The organism is Nocardia yamanashiensis (assembly GCF_021183565.1).
Taxonomy (GTDB): Bacteria; Actinomycetota; Actinomycetes; order Mycobacteriales; family Mycobacteriaceae; genus Nocardia; species Nocardia yamanashiensis.
Window position 1 is genome coordinate 2,909,009 of sequence record NZ_CP089226.1, and the last position, 21,388, is coordinate 2,930,396.

At 68.6% G+C, this 21,388-nt stretch carries 20 protein-coding genes and 1 pseudogene; 12 read left to right on the plus strand and 9 right to left on the minus strand.

Features of this window, described 5'->3' with window-relative positions; genetic code table 11:
• Positions 1–104 precede the first annotated feature (104 nt).
• The 5 genes from LTV02_RS14090 to LTV02_RS14110 all read right to left on the minus strand — a co-directional run bounded on the left by LTV02_RS14090 (position 105) and on the right by LTV02_RS14110 (position 3,743).
• Positions 105–773, minus strand: a complete 669-nt coding sequence (locus LTV02_RS14090; RefSeq protein WP_233040436.1) for an O-methyltransferase — start codon at positions 771–773, stop codon at positions 105–107.
• A 69-nt stretch (positions 774–842) separates the two neighbouring features.
• The gene (locus LTV02_RS14095; RefSeq protein WP_233041572.1) at positions 843–2,564 is read right to left on the minus strand and encodes an urease subunit alpha; all 1,722 of its coding nucleotides are present in this window, start codon (positions 2,562–2,564) and stop codon (positions 843–845) included.
• Complete coding sequence (locus tag LTV02_RS14100; protein ID WP_233040437.1) at positions 2,561–2,896, minus strand: urease subunit beta; 336 nt, start codon at positions 2,894–2,896, stop codon at positions 2,561–2,563. Before LTV02_RS14100 ends, LTV02_RS14095 begins: the two co-directional genes overlap by 4 nt.
• A gap of 4 nt (positions 2,897–2,900) precedes the next feature.
• Entirely contained in the window at positions 2,901–3,203 is a 303-nt protein-coding gene (locus LTV02_RS14105; RefSeq protein WP_067709705.1) for an urease subunit gamma, read from the minus strand.
• Positions 3,204–3,296: 93 nt separating this feature from the next.
• Positions 3,297–3,743: a PaaI family thioesterase gene (locus LTV02_RS14110; protein WP_233040438.1), complete on the minus strand. Its 447-nt coding sequence runs from the start codon at positions 3,741–3,743 to the stop codon at positions 3,297–3,299.
• Positions 3,744–4,058: 315 nt separating this feature from the next.
• On the opposite strand from LTV02_RS14110, the pseudogene LTV02_RS39490 reads away from it, so the two are divergent.
• Positions 4,059–4,610: pseudogene (locus LTV02_RS39490) on the plus strand (potassium channel family protein); the annotation flags it as partial.
• A gap of 377 nt (positions 4,611–4,987) precedes the next feature.
• On the opposite strand, the gene LTV02_RS14120 reads toward LTV02_RS39490, so the two are convergent.
• Together LTV02_RS14120 and LTV02_RS14125 are read right to left on the minus strand one after the other, a co-directional pair.
• Entirely contained in the window at positions 4,988–5,359 is a 372-nt protein-coding gene (locus LTV02_RS14120) for a hypothetical protein (RefSeq protein WP_233040439.1), read from the minus strand.
• A gap of 253 nt (positions 5,360–5,612) precedes the next feature.
• Complete coding sequence (locus tag LTV02_RS14125) at positions 5,613–5,942, minus strand: ArsR/SmtB family transcription factor (protein ID WP_067709711.1); 330 nt, start codon at positions 5,940–5,942, stop codon at positions 5,613–5,615.
• 249 nt (positions 5,943–6,191) lie between these two features.
• Here LTV02_RS14125 and LTV02_RS14130 point away from each other — a divergent pair, with 249 nt between their 5' ends.
• Positions 6,192–7,403: a cytochrome P450 gene (locus LTV02_RS14130; RefSeq protein ID WP_233040440.1), complete on the plus strand. Its 1,212-nt coding sequence runs from the start codon at positions 6,192–6,194 to the stop codon at positions 7,401–7,403.
• 68 nt (positions 7,404–7,471) lie between these two features.
• Here the strand turns inward: LTV02_RS14130 and LTV02_RS14135 are convergent, their stop codons facing one another.
• A complete protein-coding gene (locus tag LTV02_RS14135; protein ID WP_067709714.1) occupies positions 7,472–8,176 on the minus strand; it encodes a hypothetical protein in 705 nt (234 codons plus the stop codon).
• A gap of 260 nt (positions 8,177–8,436) precedes the next feature.
• On the opposite strand from LTV02_RS14135, the gene LTV02_RS14140 reads away from it, so the two are divergent.
• The 6 genes from LTV02_RS14140 (at position 8,437) to LTV02_RS14165 (ending at position 15,131) form a co-directional block, all read left to right on the plus strand.
• On the plus strand, positions 8,437–9,417 hold the full coding sequence (locus LTV02_RS14140; protein ID WP_233040441.1) for a FecCD family ABC transporter permease: 981 nt from the start codon (positions 8,437–8,439) through the stop codon (positions 9,415–9,417).
• Positions 9,418–9,620: 203 nt separating this feature from the next.
• Entirely contained in the window at positions 9,621–10,721 is a 1,101-nt protein-coding gene (locus LTV02_RS14145; protein ID WP_408639400.1) for a FecCD family ABC transporter permease, read from the plus strand.
• Entirely contained in the window at positions 10,718–11,542 is an 825-nt protein-coding gene (locus LTV02_RS14150) for an ABC transporter ATP-binding protein (protein ID WP_269821627.1), read from the plus strand. Before LTV02_RS14145 ends, LTV02_RS14150 begins: the two co-directional genes overlap by 4 nt.
• A gap of 345 nt (positions 11,543–11,887) precedes the next feature.
• Positions 11,888–12,295 (plus strand): BlaI/MecI/CopY family transcriptional regulator, encoded by a 408-nt coding sequence (locus LTV02_RS14155; protein ID WP_067709720.1) that lies wholly within the window; start codon positions 11,888–11,890, stop codon positions 12,293–12,295.
• Positions 12,296–12,331: 36 nt separating this feature from the next.
• On the plus strand, positions 12,332–13,273 hold the full coding sequence (locus LTV02_RS14160; RefSeq protein WP_067709722.1) for a M56 family metallopeptidase: 942 nt from the start codon (positions 12,332–12,334) through the stop codon (positions 13,271–13,273).
• A 49-nt stretch (positions 13,274–13,322) separates the two neighbouring features.
• Positions 13,323–15,131 (plus strand): DEAD/DEAH box helicase, encoded by a 1,809-nt coding sequence (locus LTV02_RS14165; protein ID WP_233040442.1) that lies wholly within the window; start codon positions 13,323–13,325, stop codon positions 15,129–15,131.
• Positions 15,132–15,546: 415 nt separating this feature from the next.
• Here LTV02_RS14165 and LTV02_RS14170 read toward each other — a convergent pair whose 3' ends face one another.
• Entirely contained in the window at positions 15,547–15,987 is a 441-nt protein-coding gene (locus tag LTV02_RS14170) for a nuclear transport factor 2 family protein (RefSeq protein ID WP_233040443.1), read from the minus strand.
• Between the two features lie 207 nt (positions 15,988–16,194).
• Between LTV02_RS14170 and LTV02_RS14175 the strand changes: the two genes are divergently transcribed.
• The 4 genes from LTV02_RS14175 (at position 16,195) to LTV02_RS14190 (ending at position 21,322) form a co-directional block, all read left to right on the plus strand.
• Positions 16,195–17,631 (plus strand): GuaB1 family IMP dehydrogenase-related protein, encoded by a 1,437-nt coding sequence (locus LTV02_RS14175; RefSeq protein WP_233040444.1) that lies wholly within the window; start codon positions 16,195–16,197, stop codon positions 17,629–17,631.
• Between the two features lie 385 nt (positions 17,632–18,016).
• Complete coding sequence (locus LTV02_RS14180) at positions 18,017–19,393, plus strand: hemolysin family protein (RefSeq protein WP_233041575.1); 1,377 nt, start codon at positions 18,017–18,019, stop codon at positions 19,391–19,393.
• Positions 19,386–20,450 carry a hemolysin family protein gene (locus tag LTV02_RS14185; protein ID WP_067709725.1) on the plus strand — a complete coding sequence of 355 codons (1,065 nt, stop codon included), beginning with the start codon at positions 19,386–19,388 and terminating at the stop codon, positions 20,448–20,450. Before LTV02_RS14180 ends, LTV02_RS14185 begins: the two co-directional genes overlap by 8 nt.
• Positions 20,450–21,322, plus strand: a complete 873-nt coding sequence (locus tag LTV02_RS14190) for a 3-methyladenine DNA glycosylase (RefSeq protein WP_456299826.1) — start codon at positions 20,450–20,452, stop codon at positions 21,320–21,322. The genes LTV02_RS14185 and LTV02_RS14190 overlap by 1 nt, the downstream gene beginning before the upstream one ends.
• Positions 21,323–21,388 lie beyond the last annotated feature (66 nt).

Here is a 21,388-nt window from a genome sequence, read left to right on the forward strand (position 1 = left end):
CAAGCCCTTCAGCAAACAACCTGCAAACATTTGATGGTGCTCACATTCGGTGATCGGAGCCGGAAACGCCCAGGTCACCGAATGCGGGTGAGCTGCACCACCGTTCAGTCCTCGTCGAGCACCACGGCATAGGCGAACCCGTCCCAGCCCTTGCTGCCCACGGTCTGCAACACGGTCGCGTCCAATCGCGGTTCGGCGGCGAACAATTCGATCACCTCGCGGCTCGCCCGGACGGCGGCGTCCGTGGAGCCGGCATCGGCGATCCCGCCCTGCCGCACCACATTGTCGACGATGATCACCGACCCCGGCCGGGTGAGCTTCAGCGCCCAGCGCACATAGTTGGAGTTGTTGACCTTGTCGGCATCGATGAACACCAGGTCGAACGGCTCCGGCCGCTCCGCCTCGAGCACGGGCAGGCTGTCCAGGGCGGCCCCGACGCGGATCTCCACCCGCTCCCCCACGCCGGCCCGATCCAGGTTCTCGCGCGCGACCCGCGCGTGCTTGTCCTCGAACTCGAGCGTGACGACCTGCCCGGACTTCCCGGCGGCGCGCGCCAGCCAGGTGGTGCTGTAGCCGCCCAGCGTGCCGATCTCCAGAACCCGCTGCGCGCGAATCGATTTGGCGAGCAGATACAGGAACTTGCCCTGCGGCGGCGACACGTCGATGGCGGGCAATCCGGCCTCGGCGTTCGCCCGCAGGGTCGGCTCGTCCGCCTCCCCCACGAGGGTGTCCACGAGGTAGCGATCGACTGCGGCCCAATCGGATGACGTCATGACCGCAGTCTGCCCCGCCGCCCGGCGCGGTTCCAGCATTAAGCGCACCGGGAGAGAATTCGCACAGCGTCAGAAGAGGAAATACCGCTGCGCCATGGGCAATTCGCGTGCCGGTTCCTCCGCCCACACCTCGCCGTCGATGCGCACCGTGAAGGTGTCGGGATCGACCTCGATGCGGGGCATGGCCTCGTTCCGGGGCAGATCGGCCTTGCCGCGCTTGCGGACGTTCGCGACCGGCACCAGCTTGCGGTGCACGCGCAGGCGCGAGGCCAGACCGTCCTCGATGGCGGCCTCGGACACGAAATGCAGGGAGGTCCCGGCCGCCACCACCGGGGACGCGCCGAACATGGGGCGCGGCAGCACCGGCTGCGGGGTCGGGATGGAGGCGTTGGCATCGCCCATGGCGGCCCAGGCGATGGCGCCGCCCTTGATCACCGCGTGCGGGCGGACACCGAAGAAGGCGGGCTCCCACAGCACCAGGTCGGCCAGCTTGCCGACCTCGATCGAGCCGATCTCGGCGTCGAGACCGTGCGTAACCGCCGGGCAGATGGTGTATTTCGCGACATAGCGCTGCACGCGATTGTTGTCGGCCGCGCCGTCGCCGGGCAGGGCGCCACGGCGGCGCTTCATGACGTGCGCGGTCTGCCAGGTGCGCATCACCACCTCGCCGATACGGCCCATGGCCTGGGCGTCACTGCCGATCATGGAGATGGCGCCGAGATCGTGCAGCAGGTCCTCGGCGGCGATGGTCGAGGGCCGGATGCGGCTCTCGGCGAAGGCCAGATCCTCCGGGATCGACGGGCTCAGGTGATGGCACACCATGAGCATGTCCAGGTGCTCGTCGAGGGTGTTGACCGTGTGCGGCCGGGTCGGATTGGTGGAACTGGGCATCACGTTCGCGTACGAGGCGACGGTGATGATGTCGGGCGCGTGCCCGCCGCCGGCGCCTTCGGTGTGATACGAGTGGATGGCCCGCCCGCGAATCGCCGCGAGGGTATCCTCCACGAACCCGGCCTCGTTCAAAGTGTCCGAGTGCAGGGCCACCTGCACGCCGGAGGCGTCGGCCACGGTGAGGCAGGCGTCGATGGCCGCCGGGGTGGTGCCCCAGTCCTCGTGCAGTTTGAAACCGCCCGCGCCGCCGCGCAATTGCTCCCACATGGCCTCGGCGCGCACCGTATTGCCCTTGCCGAGCAGCAGGATGTTCACCGGCCAGGAGTCGGTGGCCTCGAGCATGCGGCCCAGATGCCACGCGCCGGGCGTGACGGTGGTGGCCTTGGAACCCTCCGCGGGCCCGGTGCCGCCGCCGACCAGGGTGGTGATGCCGCCCGCCATGGCCTCGTCCAGGATCTGCGGGCAGATGAAATGCACATGGCAGTCGATGGCGCCCGCGGTGACGATGCGGCCGTTGCCCGCGATGATCTCGGTCGAGGGGCCCACCACCAGATCCGGGTGCACCCCGGTCATGGTGTCGGGGTTACCGGCCTTGCCGATGGCGCAGATGCGGCCGTCGCGAATGCCGATGTCGGCCTTGATGATTCCCCAGTAGTCGACGATCACCACCCCGGTGATGACGGTGTCGGGGGTGCCCTCGGCCCGGGTGGCGCGCGCCTGGCCCATGGATTCGCGCAGCACCTTGCCGCCGCCGAACACCGCCTCGTCTCCGGCGAGTCCCGGTCCGCCGCTGCGGTCCTCGGTGATCTCGATGAGCAGATCGGTGTCGGCCAGCCGGATCCGGTCGCCGGTGGTGGGCCCGAAGAGCTCGGCGTATCGGGCGCGGGAGAGTTCCATCAGGCATCCAGCTTTCCGGGTGGCGTGAGGCTGATTCCGTGCACTTCGCGGGTGCCGCCCAGCGGGACCAGGGAAACCCGCTGTCCCAGACCGGGTTCGAACCGCACCGCGGTACCGGCGGGGATGTCGAGGCGGCGGCCGTGCGCGGCCTCGCGATCGAAGCGCAGCGCCGAATTGGCCTGCGGGAAGTGCACGTGCGAACCGACCTGGACCGGCCGGTCACCGGTATTGACCACATCCAGTTCGATGCGGTCCGCGCCCGGATTGAGCTCGATAGTGCCTTCGGCGCACAGATATTCGCCAGGCACGAGCGGAGCCTGCTTTGGATTCAGCATGTCGTCATCCGATCGGGTGGTGCACGGTGACGAGCTTGGTGCCGTCCGGGAAGGTGGCCTCCACCTGCACGTCGTGGATCATCTCGGGCACGCCGTCCATGACGTCCTCGCGCCGCAGCACGGTGCGACCGCTGGCCATCAACTCCGCGACGGTGCGCCCGTCCCGCGCGCCCTCCAGCACATGATCGGTGATCATCGCGATCGCCTCGGGGTGGTTCAGTTTCAACCCCCGGGCCTGCCGCCGCCGGGCCAGCTCGGCCGCATAACTCAGCAGCAGGCGTTCCTGCTCGTGCGGCGTCAGACGCATTCGGGCTCCTCACCGAGGTCGCGGGGCGGGTCGTCGGTCATTCTGGCACGCCCCGCGTTACCTCCATGTTTCGTCGCGACCCGCGCGCCGAAATCAGCTCTGAGCAGCCAGATTCTGCAACCGGACCTGCCCGCGCGCCACCGTGCGGCCCTGCTCGTCGGTGATCACCACGACCCACAGCTGCTGCGAGCGACCGCGATGAATCGGCGTCGCCTCCCCGCGCAGCACGCCCTCGCGCACCGCCCGCAGGAAGTCGGTGTTGTTGTTGACGCCCACCACGGTCCCGCGATTGCCGAACCAGCAGCTGCCCGCCACGCTCGCCAGGGTCTCGATGACGGTGCAGTACACCCCGCCGTTCACGATGCCCGCCGGCTGGAACAACTGCGGCGTGACGACCCATTCACCGGCCACCTTGTCCGGCCCCATCTCGGTGAACTTCAACCCGATGAGATCGGTGAAAGTGCCCTCGCTGAACTGGTTCATCAGCTCGGGTGTCACGTCGGCCATCGACTTGATCGACGAGAAATCTTGATCTGCCATGAGATCCACACTGGCACGCGCCCGCCACGCAAACGCGCCGGACCCCCGCAACACGCGAGCGCCGCCCCCGATCCGGCCCGCGCTATTGCAAGTTAGGTAAGCCTGACCTATACTAAATTCGGCGCTTGGATCGAGCGAGGCCCGGAGGGCTGCCGCGGCCTCGATCTCCTGCCGGGCGGTGGGTTCCCTGACTCAGTGGAACCCACCGCCTTTCACTATTCGCGCTCGGCGCGCGCCGGGCACAATCGATGAGACAATCACGGCGTGAACCCGATTCGCCGACTCAGCCGGGTTCTCGTGGCGTTCCTGCTCGTGATGGCGGCCGGCACCGAGGGTTATCGCCTGCTCGGGTTCGGCTATCTGGACGCGCTCTATCAGACCGTCACCACGATCACCACGGTCGGATTCCGCGAAGTACACCCACTGAGCGCGACCGGGCAAGTGTTCACCATGGCGCTCATCCTGTTCGGCGCCGGGACCGTCTTCTACATGTTCGGCGTCCTGCTCGAGGCGCTGATCGACGGCCACGTCCATCAACATTGGGAGCGACGCCGGATGAACAACCGGATACAGCGCATGCGCGGGCACGTCATCGTGTGCGGCTGGGGGCGGGTCGGCCGTTCGACCGCGCAGTACCTGGCCGGGCTCGGCAAAGAGATCGTGGTCGTCGATCGCGACCCGCAACGGCTGGCCGAGCTCGAATTCCCCGGAGTGCTGGGCGATGTCACCGATGACAGCGTGCTGGAGGCCGCCGGGATCCAGCACGCCGACGCGCTGATCGCCGCGCTCGACGGCGATGCCGACAATGTCTATGTGACCCTGTCGAGCCGCGCCATCCGCGCCGATCTGGTGATCATCGCCAGGGCACGGACCGAAGGCTCGAAATCGAAATTGCTTCGGGCGGGTGCGAATCGGGCGGTCAATCCGCAATTGATCGGCGGCCGGCGGATGGCGGCCTTCGCGCTGCAACCCAATGTCGCGGAATTCCTCGATGTCGTCATGCACGACGAGACACTGGAATTCCGTATCGAGGAGATCGGCATCGGGCCCGGTTCGGCGGCGCCGGACCGCACCGTCGCCGATGCGGAGCTGCGGCGGACCACCGGTGCGCTGGTACTGGCCCTGCGCACCGTCGACGCGCTTCATCGCGAATCCCAACGGGGGCATCCGATTGCAGGCCGGCATGGTCCTGATCGCGCTCGGCACGCCGCCGCAGCTCGAGGCCCTGCGCGCCGCCGTGGCCGTCACACCTCGAAGCTCTCCTCGGCATCCTTGAGGCGGTGCCGGGCCAAGGCGAGATTGCCCCGGGACCGGTCCAGCGCGAGATACAGGAACAGGCCCCGGGCGCCGCGCCCGCGCAGCGGCCGCACCAGATGGTATTGGGTCCCGAGGGTGATCAGCACGTCGTCGATGGTCTCGCCGAGGCCGAGCTGTTCGATGGTGCGCATCTTGGCGCGCACCACCTCGGTATTGCCCGCGGCGGCGATATCCAGATCCAGGGATCGCGAACCGCCGAGCGTGCCGAGCGCCATGCCGCTGTCGTAGTCCACGACGGCGGCGCCCAGCGCTCCGTCGAGGAGCATCAGTTCCTTCAGTACGACATCCATATTCGCCATGGGGGTTGTCCTCTCACTTGCCGTTCGGCTCGATGCCGCGAGGACGCTACCGAGCGGCCATACCCGGCTTTCATGGATTGCTGAAGAATTCTGGAAGGTATGCAATTTTCAATTTCTGCAATCAGTGAATAGCGTTGAACGCTTCGGCTGTCACCAGCGGCAACGGCGTGGCGAGCCGTACCCGGTGCTGTCAACCCCGATGAACGAAAGTGCAACGCGCAGAGCGAAATCGAACTGACCGGTAACAGCCGAACTAGGCGGTGTGCTCGAGCGCCTCGGCCTGGCCCGCCACCACGCCGGTGAGAATCGCCCGGGCCGCGGCCAGCAGCGACGCGACATCGGGGGTGGTGAGTTCGTAGACGACCGAAAGTCCCTCGCGCCGTGAGGTAACGAGCCCCGCCCGGCGCAGAATCGACAGCTGTTGCGAAAGATTCGCCGGTTCCACCCCGACCTCGGCGAGCATCTCCGAGACGGCATGCTCGCGCTGGCTGAGCAATTCGAGAATCCGAATCCGCACCGGATGCCCCAGCGTCTTGAAGAAATCCGCCTTCATTTGATAGAGCGGCCGTTGCGTTCCCGGCATGCGTGCCACTCCCTTCCGCGGACAGCCATCTCAGGCAATAGACGCTACCCCACCGGTCGCCACCGCCTCGGTGAACGAGCGAACAGACCAGCGGGTAGCGCCCGGGCCGGCCGCGCGTTCGGGAACCCGGCGGTTTCGCTCGCGCCCGGGGCATCGTTGGTAACGTGACCGATACCGGCTGAATCTCTTGTGTGACAGCGGTTTCCATCCGGCAGGCCGATCCCGGCCTGCCCCGCGAAAGGCCCGCCGATGCCGACGGAACAGACCCACCCGCCCGCCGTCTGCCCGATACCGACCGGTACGGCTGAGCGGTTGGAGATCGAACCCGAACTCGTCCGGCTGCGCGACGGCGACGGGCTGGCGCGAGTGTCCATGCTGTTCGGCGGCGATGCCTGGCTGGCGGCGCGGCACGCGGATGTGAAGGTGTCGCTGGCGGACCCCCGCTTCAGCCGGGCGGCCGCGCTCGGCGCCGATATCCCGCGCTCGATTCCCTTGCCGCCGAACGACACCAGCCTGGTGCTGATGGACGGCGCCGAGCACGCGCGGCTGCGGCGGCTGGCAGCCGGGGCGTTCACCAACCGGCGGATGGAGCAGCTGCGGCCCCGGGTACAGGAGGTGGTCGACGGGCTGCTGGATCGGATGATCGAGCGCGGACCCGACGGCGATCTGGTGCGTGATCTCGCGGTGCCGCTGCCGATCACGATGATCTGCGAGCTGCTGGGTGTGCCGTACGAGGATCGAGAGCGCTTCGGGGCGTGGACCGATGCGGCGCTCGCGCTGTCGGCCTACCCGCCGGAGGAGATCGTGCACGCGCGGGAGGCGCTCAAGGCTTACCTGGAGGGGTTGGTGGCGAAATGCCGGGAGCAGCCCACCGACGATGTGCTGGGTGCGCTGGTGCAGGCACGCGACGAACAGGACGCGCTCAGCGAGGACGAGCTGGTGCAGTTCGGGGTGACGTTGCTGATGGCGGGGTTCGAGACCACCGTCAATCAGATCGGCAATTTCGTCTACACCCTGCTGACCCACCCGCGGCAACTCGAGCTGCTCCGCGCGGACCCGGCGCTGCTCCCCCGCGCCATCGAGGAACTGCTGCGCTTCACCCCGGCCGCGATCAGCCCGCTGTTGAGCCGAATCGTGGTCGAGGACATCGAATTGGGCGGCACCTCGCTGCGTGCCGGTGATGCGGTGGTCGCACACAATCCCGCCGCGAACCGGGACCCGGCGGTATTCGACAATCCCGACCAACTCGACCTGACCCGCCTCGAAAACCCGCACCTGGCTTTCGGATACGGCCCGCACCATTGCCTCGGCGCTCATCTGGCCCGCATCGAACTCCAGGTCGCCATCGGCACGCTCTTCCAGCGCCTCCCTACCTTGGCGTTCGCCGTCCCCGTCGAGGAGATCCCGTTCCGGCAGGGGCGGATGTTCCGAGGCTTGGAGCGACTGCCGGTCACCTGGTAGCGCACCCGATATGCGGACCGGGACAAGACGACCCGGCCCGCACAACGGTCCATCCGGTTCGGGATCGCCTACCTGAGGCAGGCCCGGCGCACCGGCAGGCCACGATCGGCCAGCGCGGCCAGCATGTCCTGACCGCGCTTGGCGCCCTGCGCCGAGGAGGTATTGGCCAGGGCCGGAACATAAGTCGCGGCGCCGACCACCGACTCCGCGACCAGCGACCAGAACCGGCGCGCGCCCAGGCCCGCGCAGCGGCCCAGCGCTTCCTGGATCAGCACCAGGGCGGGTTCGCAGCGAGCGGCGAGCCAGACGTAGAGCGCGGCCTCGCACGGCAGCGCGACCACACCGGGTTCGCCGGTGAGCAGGTCGCCGTCGATCACGCGAATCGTGGTGTCCGCCAGACCGGCCCAATCGATGCCGCCGTCGTTGTCGGTGTGCAGCCAGAGGTTCTCCAGGCCCGGATCCCAGGCGCGGCCCTCGGAGACGACCATGGCCAGCACCCGGCCGACGACGGCGTGGATGAGCGCGGTGGCGACCACTTCGGCGGCGATATCGGCATTGCTCATCTCGGCGGCGTGCCGCCGGTACATCAACTCGATGCGTCCCTCACGTACGCCGTCGGCCAGCCGCCACCAACGGCGCTTGCCCTGTTCGGACATGGCCGCGACGGCATACACGCGGGGGTGCTCGGGTTGCAGTGCGCGCAGCCGGGTGCAGGCGCGGGCGAACGAGATCCGGGAATCGCGCGGCGGGCAAACGGTCACGGGTTCGGGCACACGAACCTCCTCAATCTGTGGCTATCCGGCCGAATCGGTAGATAAGGTTAGGCTTACTTATCTTTCTGGGCAATGTGCGAAGAACAACCTGGAGTGATTCGGTGCCGTACCGGCCGGGGGCTCAGTGTGAAGATTTCCGGGCTTCCGGAAGCTAGGTTAGGCTTACCAGACCTATTGGTTCAGGTCAGGAGTAGTTCGTCGCCGTGCCAGCCGCCCTCACCCCCAGACGGCGACGTCTGATCGGACTCCTCGTCTTGCTCGTGCTCCTGCTGGCAGCGGTCGCCGCCAGCATCGCGCTGGGGTCCCGGGCCATCCCGCTGCGCGGCGTGTACGACGCATTGACCTGCCCCGACGGGTGGCCGCTGACCTGTGCGGCGGACGGATCCACCGCGCAGATCGTGCGTGAATTGCGGCTGCCGCGAACCGGACTGGCGTTGGTGTGCGGGCTCGCGCTCGGCATGGCCGGGGCGCTCATCCAGGGGTATACCCGAAACCCGTTGGCGGATGCGGGCTTGCTGGGCATCAATGCCGGGGCGGCATTCCTGGCGGCGCTGAGCATCCATCTGCTCGCGCTCACCACGCCCGCGCAATACATCTGGTTCGCGTTCGCGGGCGCGCTACTGGCGGGCGTCGCAGTCTTCGGCGTCTCGTCCGTCGGCGGCGGGAAGGCGAGCCCGCTCAGCCTGGTCCTCGCGGGCGCGGCGATCACCGCGTTCCTGCAGGCCATGACCAATGTCGTGGTGCTGCTGGACGGTACCGCGCTCAATACCTACCGCTACTGGGTGGTCGGCGACGTGGCCGGACACGACCCCTCGGTCTTCCAGCAGGTCCTGCCCTTCCTGATCATCGGCCTGCTGCTGGCCCTGGCCGCCGGGCCCGGCCTGAACCTGCTGGGCCTCGGCGACGACGTGGCGCGCGGACTCGGCGTGAACATCGCCCGCAATCGCGCCCTGGGCCTGGCCGCCATCGTGCTACTGGCCGGCGCCGCCACCGCCGCCGTCGGCCCGATCGCCTTCCTGGGCTTGATAGTTCCCCACCTGGCCCGCGCCTGGACCGGTCCGGATTATCGCTGGCTGCTCCCCTATTCGGGCTTGGTCGGCGCGATCACTCTGCTGATCGCCGACACGCTCGGCCGCCTGATCGCCCGCCCCGGAGAACTCCAAGCCGGCGTCACCCTCGCCGCGATCGGCGCCCCCTTCTTCATCCTGCTGGTCCGCCGCCGGAAGCTGGTGAGCCTGTGAGCGATTCGAACACCCGCACCGAGACCCAGCCCGGCCCGCTCGGGCACGATCCGCAGGAAAAACGCACGGCGGCCAATGAATCGGACCGCGGTATTCCCGACGCGACAGGCGAATACGAGACCTCCGCCGGGCCACGCTCCCGGACTCCTGGCGGGCCGGATGGAAACACCGACTCCGGCGCAGCGGACTTGAAATCCGCCACGCTGACCAACGGCAAAGGCGGGCACAACGCTTCGCTGACCAATCGACGGGCAGTACGAATCGGCGGGCTTTCCGCCGTGCTGCGGGTGCGGGTGCTGGTGATCTCGCTCGTCCTCGCGGGGCTGCTGCTGGGGTTGTTCGCGCTCGATATCGCGGTGGGCGACTTCAATATTCCGATTGCGAAGGTGCTGGATGTGCTGGGCGGCGGGGGAACTCGGGCGCAGCGGTTCGTGATCATGGATTCGCGGTTGCCGCGGGCGATGACGGCGATTGTGGCGGGGGCGGCGCTCGGGCTGGCGGGGGCGGTGGCGCAGTCGATTCTGCACAATCCGCTGGCCAGTCCGGACATGCTCGGCATCACGTCCGGAGCCAGCTGCGGGGCGGTGGCGGTGATCGTCGGCGCGGGCGGGGCGGTGACGGGAACGGTTGCGTCGGTGGGTGTTCCGCTGGCGGCGCTGACCGGCGGGCTGGCGACCGCGGTGCTCATCTATGTGCTCACGTGGCGTCGGTCGGTGAGCGGCGATAGTGGAGTGATGGGATTCCGGTTGGTGCTCATCGGCATCGGCGTCAATGCGGCGCTGCTGTCGGTGGTGAGCTGGCTGCTCACCCGGGCGACGCTCACCGACGCGGCGCACGCGCAGCAGTGGCTGACCGGTTCGCTCAACAATGCCGACTGGTCCACTCTGGTGCCCGCCGCCGTCGGCCTCGCGGTCGCGCTCCTGGTGATCGCCGGGTCCGCTCGCGCCTTGGCGGCCATGCGATTCGGCGCCGACACCACCCGCGTGCTCGGCGTACGCATCCAGACCCAGCAGGCGATCCTGCTCGGCGCCGCCGTCACCTGCACCGCCCTCGCCACCGCCGCCGTCGGCCCGCTCGGCTTCGTCGGCCTGGCCGCCCCGCAGATCGCACGCCGCCTGCTGCGCACCCCCGGCGAACCGATCCTCGCCTCCGCCCTCACCGGCGCGATCGCCGTGGTGGGCGCGGATCTGGCTGCCCGCACCGTCTTTCCCGTCGACCTGCCCGTGGGCGTGGTGACCGCCGCGCTCGGCGGGCCGTTCCTGCTCTATCTGCTCGTTCGCGCCAATCGGAAGGCCACGCTATGACGATCTCCGCGGAGCACCCGGCCGACATTCACCGCCTCGCCGCCGAGAACGTCACGCTCGGCTACGGCGACCGCGTCATCGTCGACGGCCTGTCGATCGACATCGAACCCGGCTTGATCACCACCGTCATCGGCCCCAACGGCTGCGGCAAATCCACCCTGCTGCGCTCCCTCGGCCGCCTGCTGCGCCCCCGCGACGGCCGAATAGTCCTGGACGGCAAGGCGATCAGCACCCTCAAGACCCGCGACATCGCCCGCATCGTCGGAATGCTGCCCCAAACCCCCGTCGCCCCCGAAGGTCTCACCGTCGCCGACCTGGTCGCCCGCGGCCGCCACCCCCACCAATCCTGGCTCCGCCAATGGTCTTCCGACGACGAATCCGAAGTCCTGCGCGCCCTGGAACACACCGGCATCACCGACCTGGCCGACCGCACCCTCGACGAACTCTCCGGCGGCCAGCGCCAACGCGCCTGGATCTCCATGGCCCTGGCCCAAGGCACCGACATCCTCCTCCTGGACGAGCCCACCACCTACCTCGACCTCGCCCACTCCCTCGAAGTCCTCGACCTGGTCGACCGCCTGCACGACGACTTCGGCCGCACCGTGGTCATGGTCCTGCACGACCTCAACCTGGCCATCCGCTACAGCGACCGCCTCATCGTCATGAACTCCGGCCGCATCGTCGCCCAAGGCACCCCCGCCGACATCATCGACGCCGACCTCCTCCAAGAAGTCTTCAACCTCAAAGCCGAAGTCCAGGATTGCCCCGTCTCCGGCCGCCCCATGATCGTCCCCATCGGCACCCGCCACGTTCTCCCCTGACCACTCGAACCCCGAGAGTTCGAGCGCGGCCCCCGAGGTCCCGCGTTTTCACAGCGCAGACGCGCGATGCCCAAAGCTCACCCGCGCGAACGCTCGAAGCCCTGAAGCTCACCCGCGCGAAGCCTCAAATTTCGCGGACGCAAACTCGCGGAACCCTGTAGTTCGCCCACGGCGTACTCCCGAAGTCTCGAGAGTTCGTCGGCCACAGATCGCCCGGCAGACGAGGGGGTTCGGGGGCGAAGCCCCTGAGAGTCACGAGAGTTGTAACCAATCACACAGTAGCTAACCCCCGGTTACGACGACCTGTAGTACGCATTTCTGTCGGAGTCTCCGTAAGCTTATGGAATGGCAGGTCTTGGTGAACTCGAGAAAGCGGTCATGGACCAGTTGTGGTCGGCCGACGAACCTCAAACCGTCCGGCAGGTCCATGAAGCCCTCGCTGAGCGTCGCGAACTCGCGTACACCACGGTGATGACCGTTCTGCAGCGACTGGCGAAGAAGAACCTGGTGGTCCAGCAGCGCGACGACCGCGCACACCGCTACGCACCCGTGCACACCCGCGACGAACTCGTCGCCTCCCTCATGGTGGACGCGCTCCAGCAAGCCGACGAAGTCGGCAGCCGCCGCGCCGCGCTCGTGCACTTCGTCGAACAGGTGGGAGCCGATGAGGCTGCCGCATTGCGGGACGCACTCGCTAAGCTCGAAGCCACCGAGGCAGCGCGCAAGAAGTCCGGAGACTCCAAGCAGCCGTAGCCTCGCCCTGGCCGACACAACGCAGTGAGCTGAGGTATGGACGCAACAGCGCTGGTATTCGCCGGTCTCGCCTTGCTTTTGGCGGGACCGGTCCCGGCGCTGCTCAGCCGAGCCAAGTGGCCGTACCGCAGTCCGCGGGCGGCGCTGGTGCTGTGGCAGGCGGTGGCGCTGGCAGCGGTGCTGTCGGCGTTCGGTTCCGGGCTGGCCATCGCGAGCCGGCTGCTGGTGCCCGGCGAGGACGGGCGGCCCACCACCTCCCCCACCCGTGAGATCGATGCGCTCGGCCTGCCGTTGTGGCTGGCCTATGTCACCGTTTTCGCGCTCACCCTGCTCATCGGCGGGCGGTTGATCTGGTCGGTCGTGCGCGTGGGCATCCACACCCGCCGTCGCCGCGCCCGCCACCGCATGCTGGTCGACCTGCTCGATCAATCCGGTGTGCACCGCCAGGCCGCCGATATCCGGGTGCTCGCCGCCACCGAACCCATCGCCTACTGCCTGCCCGGCTTGCGACAGCGCGTGGTGCTGAGCCAGGGCACCGTCACCAGCCTGTCCGATGCGGAGCTCACCGCCATCGTCAGCCACGAACGCTCGCATCTGCGCGCGCGGCACGATCTCGTGCTGGAGGCGTTCACCGCCGCCCACGAGGCGTTCCCGCGGGTGGTGCGGTCGAAGTCGGCGCTGGATTCGGTGAAGCTGCTGATCGAACTGCTCGCCGACGATTCCGCGGTCAAGGTGACGGGGCCGACGCCGCTCGCTCGCGCCCTGGTGGCCTGCTCCAATTCGCCTGCCCCGCAAGGAGCCATGGCCGTCGGCGGACCGACCACGCTGATTCGTATTCAGCGGCTGGCGGGCCCGATCGGCGATTACAAGATCGCCACGGTCGCCTATCTCGCCTCCGCCGCGATCCTCATCGTGCCCACCATGGCCGTCGCCATTCCCTGGCTGCAAGAACTGAGCCGATTGCTCAGCCGTGCCTGATCCCTGCGGCCCTGCCCGCGAATCCGCCCCCGGCGGATCGGAATCCGCCATGCCCGCCGTCGGCATGCCCACCCCCAGCGAGGAATCCACCATCTCCGCATCTCCGCAGTCCGCCGGCCGTTCGACCGTCACCCGCGAGGGCGACCTCCGCTTCGCCGACCTCGGCCTGCCGCCGGTGCTGGTGCACGCGCTGCGCCGCGACGGCATCGACCGGCCGTTCCCCATCCAGGCCGCCGCAATCCCGGACATTATCGCGGGCCGGGATGTGCTGGGCCGCGCGGCAACCGGATCGGGCAAGACCCTGGCATTCGGATTGCCCCTGCTGGTGCGGCTTTTCGGCGCGCCCAGCACGCCGCGCCACCCGCGCGGGCTGATCCTCGCTCCCACCCGCGAACTCGCGATCCAGATCGAGACCGCCCTCGACGAGCCCGCGCTCTCCCTGGGCCTGCGCCTGGCCACGGCGGTCGGCGGCCTGCCGATCAAGAAGCAGGAAGAACGCCTGGCCCGCGGCGTGGACATCGTGATCGCCACCCCCGGCCGCCTCACCGACCTACTCGGCCGGAAAGCCGTGCGGCTCTCCGCGATTCAGGTCGTCACCGTCGACGAAGCCGACCACATGGCCGAACTCGGCTTCATGCCGCAGCTCACCGCCCTGCTGAACAAGGTGCCCGCAGCATCGCAGAAGCTGCTGTTCTCGGCGACCTTGGACGAGACCATCGACGGATTGGTGCAGAAGTACCTGCGCGATCCCGTCGAACACGCGGTGAGCGCGCCGGCTGGTCGAGACGCGGCCGAGGGGCGCTCAGACTCGACCTCTCGCGACACAGCGAACCTGGCCACGGTCGATGTGGCCAACTCCGGTGCGGGCGCAGCAACTGGCGCGAACTCGGCCACTAGCGGCACAGCGCACTCGGCCACCGGCGACACCGCGAACTCGACTGCCACTACCACTACCACTGCATCCGCAGGCGCGGCTGGCGCGAATTCGGACGCGACTACCACCAAATCCGCGGGCGCGGCCGGCGCAACCACCGCGAATTCGGACGCGACTACCACCACATCCACGGACTCGGCCGGCACGAGCACCGCGAATTCGGACGCGACTATCACCGCGTCTGCGGACGCGGCCGGCGAAAGCGGCGCGAATTCGGCTGCGGATCGGCCGGTTTCGGGCGCGACCCCCGCAGCCGTGCCCGATATCTCCCACTACGCCCTGCACATCCGCCGCACCGACAAGCGCGCGGTGGTCACCGAAATCGCTGCGCGCCAAGGCCGCACGCTGCTGTTCGTCCGCACCCAGCACGGTGCCGACAAACTGGCCCGCCGCCTACGCGAGGCCGGCATCGGCGCGGTCGCCCTGCACGGCGGCAAGCTCCAGAACCAGCGCTCGCGCACCCTCGCGGCCTTCGCCGACGGCACCGCCCCGGTCCTGGTCGCGACCGACGTCGCCGCCCGCGGCCTGCACATCGACGACGTCTCACTGGTCGTGCACGTGGACCCGCCCGAAGACCCCAAGGACTACCTGCACCGCACCGGCCGCACCGCCCGCGCCGGCGCATCCGGCACCGTGGTCACCATCGTCACCCCCGACGATCGCGACGCCGCCGAGCAACTGGCGCGCCGAGCGGGCGTCACGGTCACCGTCGTCGAAGTTCGCTCCGGCGACCGCCAGCTGGCCGAACTCACCGGCGCCCGCCGCCCCTCAGGACGCGCGGTCGCAGATCCTGCCGCCGGACCGGCCGCCCAGGCGAAGGAGATCGCTAGGGATCCACGCTGGGCCCCCAAGCGCGCTAAGGGCGAGAGCCGCCCGCACAACAAGAAGCGCAAGCCCGGCGCGGCCAAACGCTCGGCGCGCTGAGCCCAGCCGAATAAAGCGACGTCGGCAGACCCGTCGCACGTCGCCCCGCCGCTACGCCAGGGTCCGACCTGGCGGCCGTGGCAGCCCGCCGGCCGTAGCGACCCGGCACCCGTAGCGACCCGGCACCCGTAGCGACCCGGCGCCTGTCGCGACCCGGCGCCCGTAGCGGCCCGGCGGTAGCGACCCGGCGCCCGTAGTGGGCCTACGGCCGTAGCGGGCCGACGGTCGTGCGGTGCGCCGTTGGGGGTCGTCCTCGTCATCGACCGACTTGCCTACCGTCGGTTGCACAGTGCCACAGCCGGTTTCACACAAGGCGGGCTGGTATCACCGGGCCAACTCAGGGACGCGCGCGGGATTCGGCCGACACGCCGACCGGATCCACGCGCGAATCCGTGGTTGCAATTCTGTGGCTAACTCAGGTGAGGTCGGCGTTGCCGTCGATCAGTTTGAGTTGGTACTCGAAACGGTCGATGCGCCAACCCTTCTCGGTGCGCTGGAAGCCGAGGGCGTAGCTGCCGACGAACCAGCGGGTCTTGCCTTGGGTGGCGTCGTTCTTCAGGTGCACGGCGATGGCATCCGCGTGTGCCTGGGCGGTGTCGCCGGTGATCTCGATCAGGTGGTTTCCGGCCTGGTGGTGCACGGCGTCCAGGGCGCCGAGCCCTTCGGCCCAGTCGTTGGTGATATCGATGCCGGGGCGGGTGCCGACCGGTCCGCCGAAACCGTTGTCGAAGTAAACCTGCTCGGCGAGCACGCTTTCCGAGAGATCACCCCAGCGCGCCTGATCGCAGTAGACGAAGAGCTTGGTGATGAGATCACCGATTTCGAGCCGGTCGGCGAGTGCCGCAATGTCAGTCACGACGGCGAACCTAGGGCACACCGGCACCGCCGACAACCGCAAATACGGCCCGCTACCGACCGGCATCCGCACCGCATCCGGGCCGATGGCTATACTGGACAGCTGCATGTGTGACATCAGGTGTCGATGGGCTCGTCCCATCCGCCTGCCTCCGTAGCATGGCCACCACGAAAACCCCACGTCAATCCCATGAGGCGGCTAACCAACGTGCAGTTCCTTCCCGGGCAGCATCCCCCGTACGACCTGACCTACGACGATGTCTTCCTCGTCCCCAACCGGACGGATGTGGCGTCGCGTTTCGATGTCGACCTGTCCACCTCGGACGGCACCGGCACCACCATCCCGCTCGTCGTCGCGAACATGACCGCTGTCGCCGGTCGCCGCATGGCCGAGACCGTGGCGCGCCGCGGTGGCCTGGTGGTTCTCCCGCAGGACCTTCCGTTGAAGGCCGCGGCGGAGACCATCGCCTTCGTCAAGAGCCGGTCGCTGACCGCCGATACCCCGGTCACTCTCGATCCCGACCAGTCGGTGTCTGACGCGCTGGCGCTCATCCACAAGCGCGCGCACGGCGCGGTCGTCGTGGTCGAGAACGGCAAGCCGGTCGGCGTGGTCACCGAATCGTCCTGCGCGGACGTGGACCGCTTCGCGCGGCTGAGCACGGTCGCCGACACCGATTTCGTCACCGCCCCGGCCGACACCTCGCCGCGTGACATCTTCGATCTGCTCGAGGCCAAGCACCACAACATCGCGGTGCTGGTGAACGCCGACGGCACCCTCGCGGGCGTGATGACCCGCACCGGCGCCATCCGCGCGGGCATCTACCAGCCCGCCGTCGACGCGCGCGGCCAGCTGCGCATCGCCACCGCGGTCGGCATCAACGGCGACGTCCCGGCCAAGGCCAAGGCGCTCGTCGACGCCGGCGCCGACGTGCTGGTCATGGACACCGCGCACGGCCATCAGCAGAAGATGCTGGAAGCTCTGGCCTCCGTCGCCGCCCTGGATCTGGGCGTGCCGCTGGTCGCGGGCAATGTGGTCTCGGCCGCGGGCACCCGCGATCTGATCGAGGCCGGCGCGGACATCATCAAGGTCGGCGTGGGCCCCGGCGCCATGTGCACCACCCGCATGATGACCGGCGTGGGTCGCCCGCAGTTCTCCGCGGTCGCCGAATGCTCCGCCGCCGCAGCCGAATTCGGCAAGCACGTGTGGGCCGACGGTGGCGTGCGCCATCCGCGCGACGTGGCGCTGGCGCTGGCCGCCGGCGCCGCCAATGTGATGATCGGTTCCTGGTTCGCGGGCACCTACGAGTCGCCCGGCGACCTGCGCGCCGACCGCGACGGCAATCGCTACAAGGAATCCTTCGGCATGGCGTCCAAGCGCGCCGTGGCCGCCCGCACCGCCCAGGACTCCACCTTCGACCGCGCCCGCAAGGCGCTGTTCGAGGAGGGCATCTCGTCCTCGCGCATGCGCCTGGATCCCGAGCGCCCGGGCGTCGAGGACCTGATCGACCACATCACCTCCGGTGTGCGCAGCTCCTGCACCTACGCCGGCGCCCGCACCATCGCCGAGTTCCACGAGCGCGCCGTGCTGGGCGTGCAGTCGGCCGCCGGCTTCGCCGAAGGCCGCCCGCTGCCGTCCGGCTGGTGAGCCGCTAGCTCAGCAAACCCGGCGGGTCCCGCAGCGACCCGCCGGGTTTTTCCACTCCGCCATCCACTTACACCGGCAACGACGGCGTGTCGCCCGAGACCCGGCGGCGATCGTGTCGCGTGACGCGCGTCGCGAAATCGGGCGGACCCGTCGTGCGCGGCCGCACGGGTCTTGCCGGTACCATGGGCGCATGCCGGACCGCGACACCGCGTGTCGCCAGGTCCGGCCGGTGCTTATATATCGCGTCGTTGTCACCCTGCGAAAGGAACCAGTTGTCACCCGCGTCCAAGGGCGCTTCCCAGGAGGGCTCCTCTACCGAGCCGGGTGACAAACCCGGCGTCCCCATCTCCTTCCCAGCCGCAGCGACAGCCGGGTGGTGCTGACCGTGTCGGCCCTGCTCACCATTGCTTCGCTGCTCGGATTCATCGCATTGACCGCCGGTACCGCGTTGTTCGTGGCCGCGGAATTCTCGCTCACCGCCTTGGAACGCTCCACCGTGGAGGCGCACGCCCGTGAGGGCGACCGCCGCGCGCGGCAGGTGCGGCAGGCGCATCGCACACTCTCGTTCCAGCTTTCCGGCGCGCAGCTGGGAATCACCATCACCACGCTGATCACCGGCTATATCGCCGAGCCGGTGCTGGCCCGGCTGCTGGAGCCGATCTTCGACGCGTTCGGGGTGAGTTCCGGTACCTCCCACGGCATTTCGCTGGCGCTGGCGCTGATCCTGGCCACCTCGCTGTCGATGATCTACGGCGAGCTGGTGCCCAAGAACATCGCCATCGCGGCGCCGCTGTCCACCGCGCGCCTCACCGCCGGGCCGATGATCTGGTTCTCCACCATGTTCCGGTGGATGATCAATTTCCTGAACGGGACCGCCAACTGGGCGGTGCGGCGGCTGGGCGTGGAGCCCGCCGAGGAGCTGCGTTCGGCGCGTTCCCCGCAGGAACTCGGTTCGCTGGTGCGGACTTCCGCGCTGCACGGCGTGCTGGATCAGCGCACCGCGCAGGTGGTGGATCGGTCGCTGCAGTTCGGTGAGCGCAGCGCGGAGGAGCTCATGACCCCGCGCGTGAAGATCACGTCCCTGGACCGCGATTGCACCATCGCCGATCTCATCGACGCGGCCCGCGATACCGGGTATTCCCGGTTCCCGGTGATCGACGGCGATCTGGACAACACGCTCGGCGTCGTGCACATCAAGCAGGCGTTCCTGCATCCGGTGAAGGCGCGGCGCACGGTGAAGCTGGAGTCCATCGCGCAGCCGGTGCCGATCGTGCCCGCCAGTCTGGACGGTGACGAGGTCCTGGAGCGGGTGCGCGCCGACGGTATGCAGGTGGCGCTGGTCGTGGACGAATACGGCGGCACCGCGGGCATCGTCACCATGGAGGATCTGATCGAGGAGATCCTCGGTGACGTCCGCGACGAGCACGACGAGGAAGAGGCCGATGTCCGCCGGACCCCGGTGGGCTGGAACTGTTCCGGGCTCATGCGCGTCGACGAGGTTTCGCGCACCACCGGTTACGACGCGCCCGAAGGCGAATACGAGACGCTGGGCGGGCTGGTGCTGGAGCGGCTCGGCCGCATTCCGGTGACGGGTGATGAAGTGCTGCTGCCGCATCCGGGCAATGGGCACCATGCCGAACCGCATACCCGCGGCGGGTGGATCGCCAAGGTGGAGCGAATGGACGGCCGACGCATCGACCGGGTGCTGCTGCGCCCGGTGGACGCCGACGCCCTGGCGATCTGGGAGCACAGCCATGGGTGATTGGGGCGCCGTCCTACTGACATTGTTCCTGCTCTTGGGCAACGCGTTCTTCGTGGGCGCGGAGTTCGCGCTCATTTCCGCGCGTCGCGACCGGCTGGAAGCTCTTGCCGCACAAGGTAAACGGTCCGCCAATACGGTGATCGAAGCGGCCCAGAACCTGTCGATGATGCTGGCGGCCGCGCAGTTGGGCATCACCATCTGCTCGATTCTGCTGGGCCGCGTCGGCGAACCGGCCGTCGCGCATCTGATCGAGGCGCCGCTGGAGCTGATCGGCATTCCGGATCAGCTGCTGCATCCGATCGCGTTCGCGCTGGCTTTGACCATCGTGGTGATCCTGCACATTCTGCTCGGCGAGATGATCCCCAAGAACATCGCGCTGGCCGGGCCGGAACGTTCGGCGCTGCTGCTGGTTCCGGCGCATCTGATGTGGCTGCGGCTGGCTCGTCCGCTCATCTACGTCTACAACCTGGCGGCCAACCTCACGCTGCGCATGCTGCGGATCGAACCGAAAGACGAACTGGATTCCACGGTGTCGTCGGTGGAGCTCGCCGAGATGTTCGGCGAGTCCCGGTCCGAGGGTCTGCTCGACGAGGAGGAGCACCGCCGCCTCACCCAGGCGCTCGGCTCCAGCGATCTCATCGTCGCCGACGTCATGGTGCCCCTGGCGAAAACGCGTTCGGTCCCGTTGCGCGGCGACGGCACCACTCTCGGCGATATCGAAACCGCCGTCGCCGAAACCGGTTTCTCCCGCTACCCCGTCCGCGCCACCGACGGCTCCCTGGTCGGCTACCTGCACGTCAAGGACGTCCTCGACCTGGTGGCCGACGACGAAGCGGGCCCCGGCACCCCCATCCCGCGCACCGATATCCGCCCGCTGCCGACGGTCAGCATGGGCACCACCCTCTTCGAGGCTCTGGCCCGCCTGCGCCGCACCAACTCCCATCTCGGCCGCGTGGTCGACAGCCGCGGCAATACCGTCGGCATCGTCGCCCTCGAGGATCTGGTCGAGGAGTTCGTCGGCACCGTCCGCGACGCCACCCACCGCATCGCGGAGTAATCGTGAACGTGGTCGATCTCCAAGTGCTGTCCGGGTCCGAATGGCGGGCCCGGGCGAGCGCGCACCGCGACCGCGTCGACGCCCTCGTCGGCCCGTACCTGCGGGCCCGGGCCGACGGCACCAAACACCCGGTGATCGACTTCCTGTTCACCTACTACGGCCACAAACCCGCCCAGCTCAAACGCTGGCACCCCGGCTTCGGCGTCGCTCTAGCCGAAGCCGGGGACTACGCGGGATTCCGCGGCTACCACGAGGTTTCCGGCGTCCACACCGCCGACCCCGCCTTCCTGGCCAAACGCCGCGACACCATCGAATTCGTCGCCGGCCTGCTGGCCGCCACCGCCGCCCGCCCCGCCCAACTGTCCTGTTTCGGCCTGCACGAGTGGGCCATGGTGTACCGCACCGACGACGTCCGCCACCAGCAGGTCCCCCTCCGCCTCGGCAGCGCCGGCACCGACGCCGTCGTCGAATCCATGCAACTCCGCTGCACCCACTTCGACGCTTTCCGCTTCTTCACCCCCGCCGCCGTCCCCCTCAACATCGAACCCCTCACCCGCGAAAACCAGGTCCACCGCGAACAACCCGGCTGCCTCCACGCCAACATGGACCTCTACAAATGGGGCTTCAAACTCACCCCCCTCATCGACTCCGACCTCCTCTTCGCCTGCTTCGAACTCGCCTGCGCCGCCCGCGAACTCGACATGAAGGCCAGCCCCTACGACCTCCTGCACCTGGGCTACGAGCCGATCCGCATCGAAACCCCCTCCGGCCGAGCCGAATATGTCCGCGCGCAAGCCGATATAGCCACCCGCGCCGAAGCCCTCCGCACGCGACTACTGGCCGCCTGCCGAACCCTCCTCGACAACCGCTGAACCCGCACGGTATTCGATGGACCGAATACCTGGATGATTCGTAGGATGCGTGCGGAAGATGTTCTG

Coding starts and splice junctions, on each gene's coding strand:
- LTV02_RS14130 (WP_233040440.1), top strand. CDS start 6,192: ATGCCGACGGAACAGACCCACCCGCCCGCCGTCTGCCCGATACCGACC.
- LTV02_RS14160 (WP_067709722.1), top strand. CDS start 12,332: ATGGACGCAACAGCGCTGGTATTCGCCGGTCTCGCCTTGCTTTTGGCG.
- LTV02_RS14150 (WP_269821627.1), top strand. CDS start 10,718: ATGACGATCTCCGCGGAGCACCCGGCCGACATTCACCGCCTCGCCGCC.
- LTV02_RS14125 (WP_067709711.1), bottom strand. CDS start 5,942: ATGCCGGGAACGCAACGGCCGCTCTATCAAATGAAGGCGGATTTCTTC.
- LTV02_RS14185 (WP_067709725.1), top strand. CDS start 19,386: ATGGGTGATTGGGGCGCCGTCCTACTGACATTGTTCCTGCTCTTGGGC.
- LTV02_RS14155 (WP_067709720.1), top strand. CDS start 11,888: ATGGCAGGTCTTGGTGAACTCGAGAAAGCGGTCATGGACCAGTTGTGG.
- LTV02_RS14120 (WP_233040439.1), bottom strand. CDS start 5,359: ATGGCGAATATGGATGTCGTACTGAAGGAACTGATGCTCCTCGACGGA.
- LTV02_RS14090 (WP_233040436.1), bottom strand. CDS start 773: ATGACGTCATCCGATTGGGCCGCAGTCGATCGCTACCTCGTGGACACC.
- LTV02_RS14100 (WP_233040437.1), bottom strand. CDS start 2,896: ATGCTGAATCCAAAGCAGGCTCCGCTCGTGCCTGGCGAATATCTGTGC.
- LTV02_RS14165 (WP_233040442.1), top strand. CDS start 13,323: ATGCCCGCCGTCGGCATGCCCACCCCCAGCGAGGAATCCACCATCTCC.
- LTV02_RS14110 (WP_233040438.1), bottom strand. CDS start 3,743: ATGGCAGATCAAGATTTCTCGTCGATCAAGTCGATGGCCGACGTGACA.
- LTV02_RS14105 (WP_067709705.1), bottom strand. CDS start 3,203: ATGCGTCTGACGCCGCACGAGCAGGAACGCCTGCTGCTGAGTTATGCG.